11 protein-coding genes are annotated in these 14158 nt (G+C 73.8%); 1 reads left to right on the top strand and 10 read right to left on the bottom strand.

Features of this window, described 5'->3' with window-relative positions:
• Positions 1-4: 4 nt before the first annotated feature.
• The 3 genes from BJY14_RS11005 to BJY14_RS10995 form a co-directional block, all read right to left on the bottom strand.
• A complete protein-coding gene (locus tag BJY14_RS11005; protein ID WP_312879138.1) occupies positions 5-1855 on the bottom strand; it encodes a DUF8508 domain-containing protein in 1851 nt (616 codons plus the stop codon).
• A gap of 124 nt (positions 1856-1979) precedes the next feature.
• Positions 1980-3068, bottom strand: coding sequence for a Zn-dependent alcohol dehydrogenase (locus tag BJY14_RS11000; protein ID WP_179843520.1), 1089 nt, complete (start codon positions 3066-3068; stop codon positions 1980-1982).
• A gap of 73 nt (positions 3069-3141) precedes the next feature.
• Entirely contained in the window at positions 3142-3333 is a 192-nt protein-coding gene (locus BJY14_RS10995) for a ferredoxin (protein ID WP_179843519.1), read from the bottom strand.
• A 238-nt stretch (positions 3334-3571) separates the two neighbouring features.
• Between BJY14_RS10995 and BJY14_RS10990 the strand changes: the two genes are divergently transcribed.
• Positions 3572-4228 carry a class I SAM-dependent methyltransferase gene (locus BJY14_RS10990; protein WP_179849294.1) on the top strand — a complete coding sequence of 219 codons (657 nt, stop codon included), beginning with the start codon at positions 3572-3574 and terminating at the stop codon, positions 4226-4228.
• A 37-nt stretch (positions 4229-4265) separates the two neighbouring features.
• Here BJY14_RS10990 and BJY14_RS10985 read toward each other — a convergent pair whose 3' ends face one another.
• The 7 genes from BJY14_RS10985 to BJY14_RS10955 all read right to left on the bottom strand — a co-directional run bounded on the left by BJY14_RS10985 (position 4266) and on the right by BJY14_RS10955 (position 14074).
• A complete protein-coding gene (locus tag BJY14_RS10985) occupies positions 4266-5381 on the bottom strand; it encodes a glycoside hydrolase family 15 protein (RefSeq protein ID WP_179843518.1) in 1116 nt (371 codons plus the stop codon).
• Positions 5371-6132, bottom strand: a complete 762-nt coding sequence (locus BJY14_RS10980) for a class I SAM-dependent methyltransferase (RefSeq protein ID WP_179849293.1) — start codon at positions 6130-6132, stop codon at positions 5371-5373. The genes BJY14_RS10985 and BJY14_RS10980 overlap by 11 nt, the downstream gene beginning before the upstream one ends.
• 42 nt (positions 6133-6174) lie before the next feature.
• Positions 6175-7458, bottom strand: a complete 1284-nt coding sequence (locus BJY14_RS10975) for a glycosyltransferase family 4 protein (RefSeq protein ID WP_179843517.1) — start codon at positions 7456-7458, stop codon at positions 6175-6177.
• Between the two features lie 28 nt (positions 7459-7486).
• Positions 7487-8722 carry a cytochrome P450 gene (locus BJY14_RS10970; RefSeq protein WP_179843516.1) on the bottom strand — a complete coding sequence of 412 codons (1236 nt, stop codon included), beginning with the start codon at positions 8720-8722 and terminating at the stop codon, positions 7487-7489.
• 36 nt (positions 8723-8758) lie between these two features.
• Positions 8759-10030, bottom strand: a complete 1272-nt coding sequence (locus tag BJY14_RS10965) for a cytochrome P450 (protein WP_179843515.1) — start codon at positions 10028-10030, stop codon at positions 8759-8761.
• Between the two features lie 122 nt (positions 10031-10152).
• Positions 10153-13011 carry a hypothetical protein gene (locus BJY14_RS10960; protein ID WP_179843514.1) on the bottom strand — a complete coding sequence of 953 codons (2859 nt, stop codon included), beginning with the start codon at positions 13009-13011 and terminating at the stop codon, positions 10153-10155.
• A gap of 73 nt (positions 13012-13084) precedes the next feature.
• Positions 13085-14074: an MBL fold metallo-hydrolase gene (locus BJY14_RS10955; RefSeq protein ID WP_179843513.1), complete on the bottom strand. Its 990-nt coding sequence runs from the start codon at positions 14072-14074 to the stop codon at positions 13085-13087.
• Positions 14075-14158 lie beyond the last annotated feature (84 nt).

The following is a 14158-nucleotide window of genomic DNA, read 5'->3' as shown; positions in this document are numbered from 1 at the left end:
TACGCTACCGGCCGGTCACCGCGATGCGGACGATCGTGGGGTCGCGGTCGCCCGCGCGGTCGGCGAACTCCGCGCTGCGGTGCACCACGTCGAACTCGTGCCGGTTCCCGCGCAGCGACGGGCTCAGCAGGATGTGGTCGAGGTCCTCGGCGTTGCCGGCGGTCACCGCCGTGTAGCGGTCGCCCGGGGGCAGCTCGGCGGGCAGGTCGGCGAGCCCCGCGCCCTGGGCGAGGGTGCGGACCGGGGCGGAGGTCCCGCGGTCGCCGAGGTCGCCCGCCACGATCACGCGCGCCCGCCCGTCCACCTTCCGGACGGAGTTCACGAAGCCCGCGACCACGCGGGCCTGCGCGTCCCGGCGCCACTGGGTGGGCTGGGACGGCGGCTGGCGGCGCCCGAACAGCGGCTGGTCGTCGGCCGTGCGCGGGAACCACTGGTTCGCGACGACGATGATGCGGCGGCCCCGCCAGGTCAGCTCCGCGGCGAGCGGCTTGCGGGCGCCGGCCCACGCGGCGTCGCCCGGCGCGATCCGGCCGGGGCTCAGCGTGAGCCCCGCCGCGCCGCCGCGCGGGACGGCCCTGACCGGCGTGACGGCCGCGTCGGGCCGCGCGGGCGGGTCGTCGGGGACGGGGTCGGCCAGCGACGGGCGGTCGACGAACGCGAGCCCGCGGTCGGTGCGGAACAGGAACCCGACCCGGTCGTTGGAGCCCTTGCGCCCGCCGTCGGCGTTGTCGCGCGGGTCGACCGAGCGCCAGTCGTAGGCGGGGCCGCCCGCCGCGCTGATCGCCGTGATCAGCTGGGCGACGCTCTGGTCGTCGGCGACGGTGCCGTCGTCGTCGGCGCCGCTGTTGTCGCCGAGGCCGCTCACCGCGACGAGGTCGGGGGAGCGCAGGCCGTCCACGATGTCGCGCGCCGCGGCGTCGAACCGCGCGGCGGGGGCGTCGGGGCTGAGGCCGTCCAGCCCGGCGGTGGCGACGGCGAGCTCGCCGGGGCGCTGCGCCCGGGTCGCCTCGCGGACGAGCCCGCCGGGGGCGCGCCGCGGCGTCGCGGTCAGCAGCAGCTTGTAGTCGCCGTAGGAGTAGTCGAGGACCCCGGCGTTCGCGCCGGGCAGCCGGTCGCCGACGTCCATGCCGGGCAGCGCGGCGAGCGCGTCGTCGAGGATGACGCGCTCGGGGTTGGCGTCGCCGTCGCGCAGCAGGATGCCGCCGCGCGCCGTCCGCGGCTTGGCGCCGGCGCCCCCGGAGGGCAGCACCGGCAGCTCGCCGTCGCGGGAGGGCCCGGCCGCGACGGCGTCGCGGAGCTCGATCCGCATGCCTTCGAGGGCCTCGTAGAAGTCCAGGGCGTCGCGGCGGGGATCGAACGCGCCGCCGCGCTCCACGTCCCCCAGCCCGTGGTCGATCACGCCCGGCGGCCTGAGCCCGCCCGCGCCGAGCACGACGGCGTGCGGCGGCCGCGTCCCGTGCGCGTCGACCTTGGTCGCGGTGGCGTCGATCTCGGTCCGGCTCAGCCCGCCGGCCGCGCCGCCGTCCGGCCGGAACTCGCTGACCCTGCCGTCCACGCGGACCGCGTCGCCGACCGCCGCCTGCGGCCGGTTCCGGGTGAAGACGTAGATGCCCTCGGACGTCGCGGGGCTCCTGTCGGGACGCGGGTCCTGCATCCAGAAGCCGTTGGTGCTCACCGCCGTCACGACACCGGGAACCTGCGCGACCGCGGCCCCGTTCAGGGGCGAGATGTGCGCCGCGCCCTGAATGTGGTGAATCCGGACGACCCGGGGCGCGGCCTGCGCCGCGGAGGCCGGAAGAAGGGCGACCGAGAGCGCCGCCGTGACCGCGACCGGGAGCCACCGCAGACCGTGCACCAACCGCGCTCCATGACGACTCGCCGCCCGACCCGAACAGACAAGGATGATACGCGTCCGGGAACATGCGGCGCGCCGTCCCGGATGGGCGCGGTTACGGGACGGCACGCCGCAGTCTTGGGGGTCAGTCGAACACCACTACTTGGCGGATTACTTCGCCTTCGGTGAGGGCTCGGACGGCGTCGTTGAGGTCGTCGAAGCCGATCCGGCGGGTGATGAGGCTTTCGATGTCGAGTTTCCCGGCGCGCCAGAGGTCGACGAACAGGGGGATGTCGCGCTTGAGGTCGCAGCCGCCGTACAGGGACGGCTTCAGGCTCTTGCCGTCGAACAGCAGGGCGAACGCCGTCTGGCTCCAGTCGTCGTCGGCGGCGCCGGCGCCCACGACGATGACGTCGCCGCCGCGGCGGGTCGCGTTCCACGCCGTGGTGATCGCGGCGGACTTGCCGACGACCTCGAAGGTGTAGTCGAAGCCCGCGCCGCCGGTGAGCAGCCCCTTGGTCGCGTCGAGGTCGTCCAGGGTGGCGGTGTGGGTCGCGCCGAACTGCTCGGCGATCGGGTGCTTGGCCTCGTTCGGGTCGATCGCGAGGATGGTCGAGGCGCCCGCGATCCTGGCGCCCTGGATGACGGAGAGCCCGACGCCTCCCGCGCCGACCACCGCGACCTTGGAGCCCGGCGTGACCTTCGCGGTGTTGACGACGGCGCCGACGCCGGTGGGGATGCCGCAGCCGAGCAGGGCGGCGTACTCGAAGGGGATGTCCTCGGCGATCTTGATCACGCCGCGCCGGGGGAGCACGATCTCCTCGGCCCAGGTGCCGGTGCCCGCCATGCCGAACGCGGGGCTGCCGTCGCCGAGGGTGAAGCCGGGCTCCGAGAACGACCGCGCGAGGTGGGTCATGCACAGGTACGGCTCGCCGCGCAGGCACTCGGCGCACTCGCCGCAGTCGGGCGTCCAGTTGACGACGACGTGGTCGCCCGGCCGGACGCCGGTCACCCGGTCGCCGACCTCGGCCACGACCCCGGCGCCCTCGTGGCCGATGACCGTCGGCATCGCGGACGGCAGCACGCCGGTCATGGTGGACAGGTCCGAGTGGCAGACCCCGGTCGCCTTGATCTCGACCTTCACCTGGTCGGGACCCGGATCGATCGTCGAGACGTCGTCGCGCAGATCGAGTTCCTTGTCGCCGACCGCATGCAGTACCGCGGCGCGTGCCATGGCTGCCTCCACTGTGCCTGAGCTGTTGCCGGGGGTCTGGGGTGGGTGAACGGGACCGGGGGCAGCCGCCGGGCTACTCCTCCAGCGTCAGCGCGGCCTTCGGGCACGACCGCACCGCGTGGCGGACGCGGTCCTGCTCCTCGGGCGGGACGTCCGGCCGCGTGATCCGCAGCTCGTCATCGTCGTCGAGGTCGAAGACCTCGGGTGCGAGCCCGACGCACACGGCGTTCGCCTCGCATACCAGAGGGTCGACTCGTACTCTCATCGCTCTGCTCCGTTCGGGGGACTCACCCGTCAACCTACCGAATATCGTTCGGAAACGGGTGGCTCACCCCGAAAGTAGAACACGTTCCAGTCTGGTCCGGCAAGACTCCGCGTGAGACTCGGGTCTCATCCCACCGATGTCGGATATGGTGCCCCGACGGAGGAGAGCGATGACCCACACCAAGGCGTCCACCGGACCGGGGACGACCAGCGACGACGCACGGTCGGCGGGAACGCCGATGCCCCCCGAGCTGCTGCGCGCCGCGCGCGGCGCCAGGGGCTTCATGCCGGACGGCGAGGGCCTCGCGCTGTACGAGGCGGGCCTGGAGTACGGCGGCCGCCTGTCCGGGACCGGGCCCATGCTGGAGGTCGGCACCTACTGCGGCAAGTCCGCCGTGTACCTGGGGGCCGCCGCCAGGCAGGCGGGAACGGTCCTCGTCACCGTCGACCACCACCACGGCTCGGAGGAGAACCAGGCGGGCTGGGAGCACCACGACCCGTCCCTGGTCGACCCGTGCACCGGCCGGATGGACACCCTGCCCAAGTTCCGCGCGACGATCGCCGCCGCCGGGCTGGAGGACGAGGTCGTCGCCGTCGTCGGGCAGTCCCGCACCGTCTCGGCGTTCTGGCGGACGCCGCTGGCGCTGCTGTTCATCGACGGCGGCCACGGCGAGGAGCACGCGCAGGGCGACTACGAGGGCTGGGCGCCGCACGTCGCCGCCGGCGGGGCCCTGGTGATCCACGACGTCTTCCCCGACCCCCGGGACGGCGGACGGCCGCCCTACGACGTCTACCTGCGGGCGCTGGCGAGCGGCGCCTTCGAGGAGCGCCGGGCGGAGGGCTCGCTGCGCGTCCTGGAACGCGTCGGCGACGCCGACCCGCTCACGCCCGCCTGACCGGCCCGAGCCGGCGCGCCTGACCGGGGGAGCCCGGTCAGGCGCGGTTGGCGGCCGCGACGAGCGCGCAGCCGCACGCCAGGGGATCGGACGCCTCCGACGGCCCGAGCGGCCGTCCCGCGATCTCCTTGAAGAGCCGGGAGCCGGGGGAGGCGTCCGCCAGGGCGTCCGCCGCGAGGATCACCGCCGCCGCCGTGTAGGTGGAACGGTCCCCGGGGAAGTGCCGCTCGTTCTCGAACTGCCAGCCCGTCCAGTACGAGCCGTCCTCGTGCCGGAGGTGCTGGATGGTGCCGAACAGCTCCAGCGCGCGGTCGCGGTCGCCCGCGGCGTCCAGCGCCAGCACCAGCTCGCAGCTCTCCGCCGCCGTCACCCACGGCTGGTCCGAGACGCAGCGGCAGCCGAGGCCCGGCACCACGAAGGTGTCCCAGGACTCCTCGAAGCGGCGCGCCGCGTCCGCGCCCCGCACGGGGCCGCCGAGCACCGGGTAGTACCAGTCCATCGACCAGCGGCTCTTGTCGGCGAACGCCTCCGGATGCGCCGCCACCACATGCCCGAGCTGGTCGGCGGCGAGCTCCCAATCCGGCTGGTGCTCGCCGAGCCGCTCGGCCAGCGCGACCGCGCAGCGCAGCGACTGGTAGATCGACGAGCAGCCGGTCAGCAGCGCGTGGTCGGACGGCGCGCCGTCCTCGTGCCGGATCCAGATGATCTCGCCGCGCCCGGTCTGCAGCCCCAGCGTGAAGTCGATCGCGCGCCGGACCGCCGGCCACATGCGCCGGGCGAAGTCCTCGTCCCCGGTCGTCAGCAGCTCGTGCCAGACGCCCACCGCGACGTAGGCGGCGTGGTTGGACTCCCCGCCCGGCTCGGTGACCTCGCCCAGCACCCACTTCGCGGGCCACGACCCGTCCGGGCGCTGGACGCCGAGCAGCCACTCGTAGGCCCGCCGCGCCTCGGCGCCGAGCCCGGCGACCGACAGCGCCATCGCCGCCTCGACGTGGTTCCAGGCGTCCACGTGCCCGGGGACGCCGTGCGTCGGTGAGAACCACGGGATCGCGCCGGACGGCTCCTGCTGCGCCGCGATGCTCCGCGCCGTGGCGACGACGTCGCCTGCGGTCAGGACTCCGGGGACCGAGGGCGGGGCGGTCTCAGACCGCATCCGCCGTCTCCCTGGCCGGGGCCGCCGGCGCGTCCGGCGCCGCGGGCTTGGCGAAGTAGACGACGACGCTCTTGCCGATCAGCGGGTTCATGACGCGCTCGGCCATCCGGGTGGCGAGCGGCCGCTTCATGATGTCCCAGACGAGGATCTGGTGGTAGGCCTTGGCGATCGGGTTGCCGTCGTTGTCCACCCCCACCGCGCACTTGATCCACCAGTAGGGGGCATGCAGCCCGTGCGCGTGGTGGTGGCCGCCGACCCGGAAGCCGATCGACTTCAGCTTGGCCTCCAGCTCGGCGCGGGTGTAGATCCGCACGTGCCCGCCGGGGGCGGTGTGGTAGTCCTCGGACAGGGCCCAGCAGACCCGCTCGGGCAGCCAGCTCGGCACCGTCACCGCGAGCTTGCCGCCCGGCTTGAGGACGCGCAGCAGCTCGCGCATCGCCCGCATGTCGTCGGGGATGTGCTCCAGCACCTCCGACGCGACGATCGCGTCGAAGTGGTCGTCGGGGAACGGCAGGTCCAGCGCGTCGCCCTGCACGGTCTCGGCGGTCGCGTCCTCGGGCACCTGGCCTTCGAGGCGCATCGCCCCGAACATCTTGTCCACGCCGGACAGCTCCCCGGCGTCCTGGTCGAAGGCCACGACGTGCGCACCCCGTCGGTACAGCTCGAAGGCGTGCCGTCCGGCGCCGCATCCCATGTCGAGGACGCGGTCTCCTGGGGAGACGCGGAACCGCTGGAAATCCACGGTCAGCAGGGTCGTGCTCCTTCCGATCAGAGGGCGTCCAAGGACGCTCCCTCACTTGCCCTTGCGCGCGGCTAGGCGCCGGTACTTCTGCTGGGTGATGGCGGCCCGGTAGTGCTCCACGGTGGCCTGCGCCACGGCGGGCCAGGCGAACCGCTCCTGGACGCGCGCGAGGCCCGCGGCTCCCACCCGCGCACGCTCCTCGGCGGAGTCGTGCAGGCGGTGCAGGGTCGCGGCCAGTTCCTCCACGTCACCCGGCGCGACCAGGATCCCGGCGTCGCCCACGACCTCGGGCAGGGCGCCGGCGCGGCTCGCCACCAGCGGCGTCCCGGACGCCATGTGCTCCACGGCCGGCAGCGAGAACCCCTCGTAGCGCGACGGGACGACGGCGGTCTCCGCGGACGCCAGCAGCTCGCCCAGCTCGCCGTCGCTGATGCCGCTGACGAACCGCACCCGCTCGCCGAGCGCGAGCTCGCGCACGAGCCGCTCGGTCGGGCCGTCCTTCTGCGGCCGGCTCACCACGATCACGTGGACGTCGCGCTCGGTGGCGACCTTGGCGACCGCGCGCAGCAGCACGTCCACGCCCTTGATCGGCGCGTCGGCGCTGGCCATCGCCACGATCCGGCCGGGGACGCGCTCGCCGCGCGGGTGGAAGATCCGGGTGTCGACGCCGAGCGGCAGGATCTCGATGTCGCGCGGGTCGACCTTGAAGTCCTTGACGATGTCGACCTTGGAGGACTCCGACACCGTCAGCACGGGCCCGATCCGCCGCGACACCTGCGACTGCATCCCGACGAACCCGTACCAGCGGCGCTTGCCGAGCTTCTGCTTGAGGCCGCGGGCGGCCTCGATCTCGATCCGCCGGTCGACGCTGATCGGGTGGTGAATGCTCGTCACCAGCGGCAGGCCCAGCCGGGCGATGCCGAGGTTGCCGACGCCGAGGACCTGGTTGTCGTGCACGACGTCGAAGTCGCGGCGGCGCTCGCGCAGCAGCCGCAGCGCGCGCAGGCTGAAGGTCAGCGGCTCGGGGAAGCCGCCGGTCCTCATGTGCGCGAACTCCAGGACGTCCAGCCAGTCGCGGAACTCGCCGAGGGCCGGGGTGCGGAACGGGTCCTCGTCCCGGTACAGGTCCAGGCTCGGGAGCTTGGTGAGGGTGATCTCCTCGCGGTCGAGCTCCGGGTACGGCTGGCCGGAGATGACCTCGACGGCGTGCCCGAGGTCGGCCAGCTCCCGGGTCAGGTGCCGGAGGTAGACGCCCTGCCCGCCGCAGTGCGGCTTGCTGCGGTACGAGAGCAGGGCCACCCGCAACGGACCGCCCGCCTCGCCTGCCTCACCCACGCCATCCCCTGCCCACGCACCACTCCCGTCAGTCGAGGGACGCCGGACGCACCCGTACCGGCATCTCCTTTACGCCGTTGATGAAACTAGACCTTAGCCTGCGAACGTTACCGTTGAGTTCAATATTGGGCATGGCGTCCAAGAGTGTTTCGAAGAGCACACTCAGCTCAAGCCGGGCGAGATGGGAGCCCAGGCAGAAGTGCGGACCGCCGCCGCCGAAGCCCAGGTGGGGGTTCGGGTCCCGTCCCACGTCGAAGCGGTACGGGTCGGCGAACACCGCCTCGTCGCGGTTGGCCGAGGAGTAGAACACCACGACCTTGTCGCCCTCGGCGACGGCCGTGCCGCCGATCTCGGTGTCCCGGACGGCCGTGCGCCGGAACATGTTGACCGGGGTGACCCAGCGGACGATCTCGTCGGCCGCCGTCCGGGCCAGGGACGGGTCGGCCTTCATCCGCTCCCACTGCTCCGGGTGCTCCAGCAGCGCGAGCATGCCGCCGGACGCCGCGTTGCGGGTCGTCTCGTTCCCGGCGACCGACAGCAGCATCACGAAGAGCTCGAACTCGTCCCCGGTCAGGACCTCGCCGCCGGCGTCCGGCTGGAGCAGCCGGGTGACGATGTCCTCGCGCGGGTTCTCGCGCCGGTCGGCGGCCAGCTCGTTGGCGTAGGCGTACAGCTCCGTCGCCGCCTGCTGCCCCTCCTCCGGCGTGCGCTGGAAGTCCGGGTCGTCCCCGCCGATCAGCGTGTTCGACCAGTGGAAGATCTTCTCCCGGTCCTCGGGCGGGGCGCCGAGCAGCTCGCAGATCACATGCAGCGGCAGCGGCGCCGCCAGGTCGCGGACGAAGTCGGCGTCCGGTCCCCGCTCGGCGGTCTCGGCCACGAGCCGCCGGCAGATGTCCCGGATGTGCTGCTCCAGGGCGCCGATCGCGCGCGGGGTGAAGCCCCGGTTGACGATGCTCCGCTTGCGCGAGTGCTCCGGCGGGTCCTGGTTCAGCATCATCATCCGCTGCAGGACGATCTGGTCCTCCGGCGACTCGTGGAACAGCGCCAGCCGCTGCCAGGACGAGAAGAGCTCCGGGTGCCGCGAGACGTGCACGACGTCCTCGTGCCGGGTGACCGCCCAGAACGGCGGGTGGTCCAGTTGCGGGTCGCCGTGGTGGCGGTACACCGGCTCGTGCTCGCGCAGCCACGCCAGCTGCCCGTGCGGGACGCCGCTGTGCTCGTACGCTCCCGGGTCGACCAGTTCGATGTCGGGGGTGGTGGTCATCGCCTCGAACCTCCTCGTCCGGAGTGATGGGCGCCGTCAACCTCCGAGGGGGGCCGAGGGCGTGAAGCTCACCGGGATCTCCTTGTAGCCGTTGACGAAGTTGGACCGCAAGCGCCGCGGCTCGCCCGCTAGCCGGATGTCGGGCATGCGCTCCAGGATCGTCTCGAAGATGATCCGCAGGTTCATGCGGGCGAGGTGGGTGCCGAGGCAGTAGTGCGGGCCGCCGCCGCCGAAGCCGATGTGCGGGTTCGGGTCGCGCGCCACGTCGAAGGCGAACGGGTTCTCGAAGGCGCGCTCGTCGCGGTTGGCGGAGCCGTAGAACATCACGACCTTGTCGCCGGCCTTGATCTGCTTGCCGCCGATCTCGGTGTCGACCAGGGCCGTCCGGCGGAACTGGTTGATCGGGCTGACCCAGCGGACGATCTCCTCGACCGCCTTCGGCAGCAGGCTCCGGTCCTCGCGCAGCCGGGCCCACTGGTCCGGCCGCTCGAAGAAGGCGATCATGCCGCCCGCGGTGGCGGTCCGGGTGGTCTCGTTCCCGGCGATCGACAGCATGATCACGAAGAGCTGGAACTCCTCCAGCGTGATCCGGTTCCCGTCGGCGTCGGGCGTCAGCAGCTTGGTCACGATGTCGTCGCGCGGCGTCGACTCGCGCGCGGCGGCGAGCTGTCCGCCCCACTCGGCGAACTCGGCGGCGCACAGGGTCGACTCCTCGCGGCCCCCGATGAACTCGGGGTCGTTGAACGCGACGAGCTTGTTCGACCAGTGGAAGATCTTCTCCCGGTCCTCCATCGGCGCGCCGAGCAGCTCGCAGATCGTGTACAGCGGCAGCGGCGCGGCGAACCGCTCGACAAAGTCGCACTCGCCCAGCGGCGCCGCCTCGTCGATCAGCTCGTTGCAGATCTTGCGGATGTGCTCCTCCAGCCGCCCGATCATCCGCGGGGTGAAGCCCTTGTTGACCATGGAGCGCAGCCGGGTGTGGTCCGGCGGGTCCTGGAAGAGCATCATCTGCCCGTACATGGCGATGTCGTCGCTGGAGAACTCCTCGAACATCGACGTCCGCTCGTGCGAGGAGTACGGGTCGGCGCGCCGCGACACCGACACCACGTCCTCGTGGCGCGTGATGGCCCAGAACCCCGGCACCCCGTCGTTCGGGTCCTGGTGCCAGTGGACGGGGTCGTTGTCGCGCAGCCACTGGAACTGGCGGTGCGGGATCCCCCCGCGCTCGTAGACGCCCGGATCGATGATGTCGATCTCGGGGGCCCGGAAGGCCCGGGCGGCGGAGACGGGGGACGTCGCGAGTGCCATGGATGATCCTTCGTGCCGGGGTGGAGACCAGCATTTACCTAGAACAGGTTCTAACATGAGACTCCAGTCTCATCAAGAGTCCCGCCCGTGAGAGTGATCTGCGTCGCACCCCGGCCGAAAGTTCACAGCCCCAGTTCGCGCCCCTCCGCCTCCCACCACGCGACGGCTCCGTCGACGTCCAGGCCGGTGACCCACAGGTCCTCCGGGTCGGCGGGCATCAGGGGCTCGCGCAGCGCCTCGTCGAGCTGCCACGACCAGTTCCTCGCGCGCTCGCCCGTCTCGGGATCGGTGTAGAGCGCGGCGACGTCCGCGGGCAGCCGGTCGCGCTCCTTCTCGCGCCCGACCGTGAACGGGTACCCGTAGGCGGCGGACGCGGCCGAGGAGACCGGCAGCCCCGTGCCCTCGGCGAGCCTCCGCACGGCCGCCACGTCGTAGGGGGCGGGGCCCCGCTCGTCCAGCAGGCGCAGGTACCGCGCGATGCGGTCGGCCCCGCCCCAGCCCTGCGGCCGCGGCGGATACCGGTGGCGCCAGCCGGGGAAGGTGAAGTCGCGGAAGACGCCGTCCGGGGAGTACTCGACGGCGAAGGACTCCTTGTGCGGACGGGCCTGCCAGGACAGGATCACCATCGCGCCGTTCGGCGTCCGCCAGAGCTGGCCCTCGGGGTCCTGCGTGGCCTGCGCGCCGAACCACAGCCGCCGCCACCGGCCGCTGCCGTCCCCCCAAGGGGTTCCGCCCCAAGCGCCCAGGAGGTCCACGGCCTTCGCCCGTTGGTACGCGGCCCGCCACGGCAGCGCGGCCAGCAGCGCCTCGCCACCGAGCGTGCCGAACGCGAAGTACACGGCCCGCGCGCCGGTGGGCAGGTCGATGCGGCCGAGCGGATGGGGGGTGTCGTAGGCGGGCCCGGTCTCGGCGGCCTCCACGAGGACCTCGGCGAGATACCGGATGGCCGGCACCCGCGCGACGTTCCGGCCGGCCCGCAGGCCGCCGCCGGGACGGATCCGCTCCGGGAGGCCCTCCGGCGGGGCCAGGCGGAGCGCGTCCCGCAGGCGGAGCACGCCGAGCAGGCACGCGGCGGCCCGGAGCGCCAGCGCCGCCACCTCCTCCAGCAGCCGCGCGTCGGTGATCTCCGGGAGGACGCGGCCGAGCTCGGCGTCCAGCTCCCGCCGGTGGACGAGGGCCGCGTCCACCAGGCGGGCCGCGCCGTCGCGGGTGAGGCCGCGCAGCGCCGCCGAGCCCTCGGGGTCCGCGGCCGGCAGATGGGGCCAGAAACCCGGCGGGGGCATGACCGCGTCGCCGGGCTGGGACGGGGAGTACCGGATCCTGAGGGTCGTCCGGCCCTCACCGTCGACCAGGCGCAGGAGCCCCCGGTCGAGCGTGAGCTGCGTCGGCGCGGTCGCGCCCGGGAACGTCAGCGCGACCGCCGCCGGGCTGCGCGGCCATCGCCACCGCCCGTCGGCGGGCACCTCCAGCTCGCCGGGCGCGGGCGCGCGGTAGGTCTCCGCGCGGTTCCCGTTCAGCCGCGAAACGTAGCAGTCGGCGCCGTCGTACCACGGGTAGGTGCCCGTGGCGTGGGGGAGGTCGGCGCGGTGGACCGGCCCGTCGGGGCCGAAGACCTCGACACGCTTTCCCTCGACGCCGACCGTGAGCAGATCGTCGTGCAGGACGGCGGTGGCGTGCGAGCCCTCGACGGCCGGGAACCGCAGCTCCCCGGGGAGCCCGGCCCGCAGCGTGCGCCACAGCGCGTCGACCGGATCGGTGATCTCCAGCCCGGCCAGGGCTGCGGCGGCCGGGGTCGCGGCCGCCCACTCCGCCAGCGGCGCCAGGCGGGGCAGCGCGACCTCCAGGCCGAGCAGGTCGCCCGCCGCGCACTCCTCCCGCCACCGCGCGACGTCCTCGGAGAGAGCGCGGCGGACCGTCCCCTGCGCCCACAGCGCTCGCAGCAGGGACGGATAGTCGACGTTGTCGTAGTGGCCGAGCCCCCGCACGCAGGCGTCCAGCCGCTCCCGCGCGTTCGGGGCGCCTTCGCCGAGCTGCGCGAGGAACCGGGGGAGGGCGTCGTCCTCGCCGTTCCAGTGCGGAGCCTGGACCTTCGAGCGGGTGAAGGCGAGGGGGTCGGGTGCCGAGCGCCCGACGACCGGGTCGGCGGCGGGGTCGAACCACCGGCCCGGCGCGGGGAACAGGCGGTCGCCCGCGTCGGCGGCCAGGCGCATCAGCTCGTTCGCGGGCTGCGGGCCGGCGGCGGCGAACCAGTCCGGCGGCAGCCGCCGCCCGGCCTCGACCAGCCCGAGCAGCAGCAGCCAGTGCCGGTGGTGCTCGGCGCGCGGACCGGGATCGGCGTACAGCCCGCCGTCGGGCCGCGCCGCGATCAGCAGGTCCAGCAGCTCGGGATCCCGGGCGAGCCGCCGCAGCGCCGCGTCCACGGACTGCCACAGCGGCAGCGGCGCCCGGGGCAGCAGCCCTCCACGCAGCAGCCGCTCGGCGACGAAGCCGGTCTCGTCCGCCTCGTCGACCCCGGCCGACCGCGCCACCGGAAGCAGGTCGGCGACGACGTTCGGATACGGGACGGTGCCCGCGTCGAAGAACGCGCACACCGCCTCCCGCGCCCACGCATGGGCGGCGGCCGCGCCGTCGTGCCGTGCGAGCCGCTTCAGGTGCCCGTGCAGCGCCGACGCGGTGATCGCGCCCAGGGGGACCAGATCCACCAGCACCCGCTGCGCCCGGGCCGTGTCGGGCGCGAGGCCGAGCAGCCGCGCGTTCGCCTCCTCGAACTCGCCGGCCCTGCCCAGGTAGAACGCGGCCTGCTCGGCGTGCCCCGCCCGCGCGAACGCCCCCGCCGCGGCCGAGAAGAAGTCCGGCAGTGAGGCCGCCGGCCGCTGCCCCGCGGTCCGCAGGACGCGCTGGCGCGCCCCCTCCGGATCATCGGGGGCGAGCGCCAGCGCGCCGTCCATCTCGTCGTCTTCCGGCCCGGGCACGTCCCGCATCCGCCATCCCTTCGGAGATCGTCGGCGGGCAGACTAACGTCCACGGACGACACCGGGCGGCGGATCGGGAACGTCAGCGCAGGACGTAGCGCAGGGGGTCGTCGTCGCCGTCGCGGCGGGCGACGCCCCGGGTCTCCAGGGTGCGCAGGTGCGCGGCGGCCTCGGCGGCGGCCATGCGCCGGGCCTGCTGGGCCATCTCGGGCCACGGGTGGCGCCAGGTGAGGCCGGCGGTGAGGTCCCAGAGGGTGACGGGGCTCGGGGACAGCAGCGCCGCCACCTCCGCGAGGCGCTCCTCGTGGTGGCCGATGATCTCGCGGGCGCGGTCCCCGAGGCCGCGGAAGCGGTGCTGGTGGGCGGGCAGGACCTCGCCCACCGTCATGGCCGACACCTTGTCGAGCGAGCCGAGGAAGTCGCTCAGCGGGTCCACGTCCGGGGTGTCGTAGGGGTAGAGGCCGATGTGCGGGGTGATGCGCGGCAGGACGTGGTCGCCGGTGAAGATGCGGTCGCCGTCCTCCAGGTGCAGGCAGATGTGGCCGGGCGTGTGCCCGGGGGTCCACACGGCCTGGAGCCGGCGGCCGGGGACGTCCACCAGGTCGCCGTCGGACAGCTCGCGGTCCGGGACGGCGGGCGGCGAGACCCGGGTCTGCTGGGTGGGCCCGGTCAGGTCCGACTCGGCCGCGCCGGCGCGGCGCAGCGCGGTCAGCTCGAACGAGCGGCGGCCGCCCTGGCCGACCTCGTTGAACAGCCGGACGATCGCGGCGTCGGAGTGGTGCATGGCGATCCAGGCGCCGGACGTCTCGCGGACGCGCCCGGCGAGGCCCGCGTGGTCGGGGTGGAAGTGCGTGACGACCACGCCGTACACGTCGGCGACGTCGATCCCGAACGTGCCGAGCCCGTCGCGCAGGGCCGTCCACGCGTCCTCGTGCTGCCAGCCCGCGTCGACCAGGACGGGGCCCCGGGGGCTCTCCACCGCGTACACCAGCGTGTACGACAGGGGGTTGTCCGGGATGGGGACGGGGACGCTCCACAGCCCGCCGCCGAGGTCCTCAGGTTCCGGCTGCACCGAGACCGCCTTTCGCGCCTGTCATGGTTCGAGGGCCCCGGCCGCTGGGACCGGGACCCGTGGTCGTGCGCTGTCCTGTACTCC

It is taken from the genome of Actinomadura luteofluorescens (assembly GCF_013409365.1).
Classification (GTDB): Bacteria; Actinomycetota; Actinomycetes; order Streptosporangiales; family Streptosporangiaceae; genus Spirillospora; species Spirillospora luteofluorescens.
This window is presented reverse-complemented; position numbering and strand designations above follow the sequence as displayed.